The sequence below is a fragment of the Salinisphaera sp. SWV1 genome, from assembly GCF_052044155.1.
In the GTDB taxonomy this organism is placed as follows: Bacteria; Pseudomonadota; Gammaproteobacteria; order Nevskiales; family Salinisphaeraceae; genus Salinisphaera.
The window spans coordinates 1-1,036 of record NZ_JBQDYE010000103.1; the positions used below are offsets into that span (position 1 = coordinate 1).

2 protein-coding genes are annotated in these 1,036 nt (G+C 63.7%); both read left to right on the forward strand.

What is annotated here, in order from left to right; all coding sequences use genetic code 11:
• Positions 1-546, forward strand: a 546-nt coding sequence (locus tag ACS8YF_RS19615; RefSeq protein ID WP_440851775.1) for a Fic family protein, incomplete at its 5' end; no start/stop codon positions are given.
• 290 nt (positions 547-836) lie between these two features.
• The coding region (locus tag ACS8YF_RS19620) for a hypothetical protein (RefSeq protein WP_440851776.1) at positions 837-1,036 on the forward strand (200 nt) is incomplete at its 3' end.

Genomic DNA, 1,036 nt, shown 5'->3' on the forward strand with positions numbered 1-1,036 from the left:
TGGCATCGCGAGCTATTCAGTGCCCGGCCTGGCATACGCCCGGGGGCGTTCAAGATCCGGCCCAATCGCGTCGGCGCTTATCGCTTCGTGGCGCCAGAACAGGTGCCGGGCACACTCAAGACCGGCTTCGAGATAGGCCACGCCGTTCGAGATCCGGTGGCTCGGGCGATATTCCTGCACCACCTCATCAGTGAAGTGCATCCGTTCCAGGATGGGAACGGCCGTTTATCCCGCCTGTTCATGAATGCCGAGTTATCCCGGTCGGGGCTGACCCGCGTCATCATCCCGAGCATCCTGAACGACGACTATCTCGCCGCCGTCCGCCTGCTCTCGCGTACGGGGGAACCCGCGCCATTACAGCGTGTGATCGAAACCGCGCAGCGCCTGCACAATGCGACGCCCATGGTGGATTACAGTGCCGCTATGGCGACCCTGATCCAGGCGCATGCGTTCGATCGACCCAGCGGTTCGACCCAGCTGGTGATGCCCGATGCCGAAGCCAGCGACACCGGCAGATCAGAGCAAGGCCCCAGATCCGGTCAATAGACAGTCCCGCGCTGTCAAAGCGATGCTGGAACCCCACGCCGTCGCCGTGACCGGTCCCGATAGCCCCGACGTTGCGCCGGGAAGGGTGGCGCCGATCAAGCGGCGTGTGTCGCATTTACCCTGGAGGCCTCGGATTTCGAGCGCCTGATGGCTCGAGGACGTCGAGCAGGCTGGGACGGGCCGAGCTGTCCGTGTAGGCGAGGGGCACCTGCGGCCCACGTGTCATGTGATTAGGCGGCCCACGTGTCATGTGATTAGAATGTATATACGGCCCACATAGGTGGCATCCGATGACGGCGACGACCGGTCGAAACACCGAGCTCCTGCACCCGATCGGCGATGGCCTGATCGAATCGAGTGTGATTGCGCGGCAGCTTCATGTGAACAAGGCGCAGCTCGCCGACGTGCTGGGTCTGGGCGTTGAATCCCTGCATCGGCGCAAGCGGGAAAGCGCGGCGCGCGTGCAAAGTCGCATGCGCGACCTGATCGA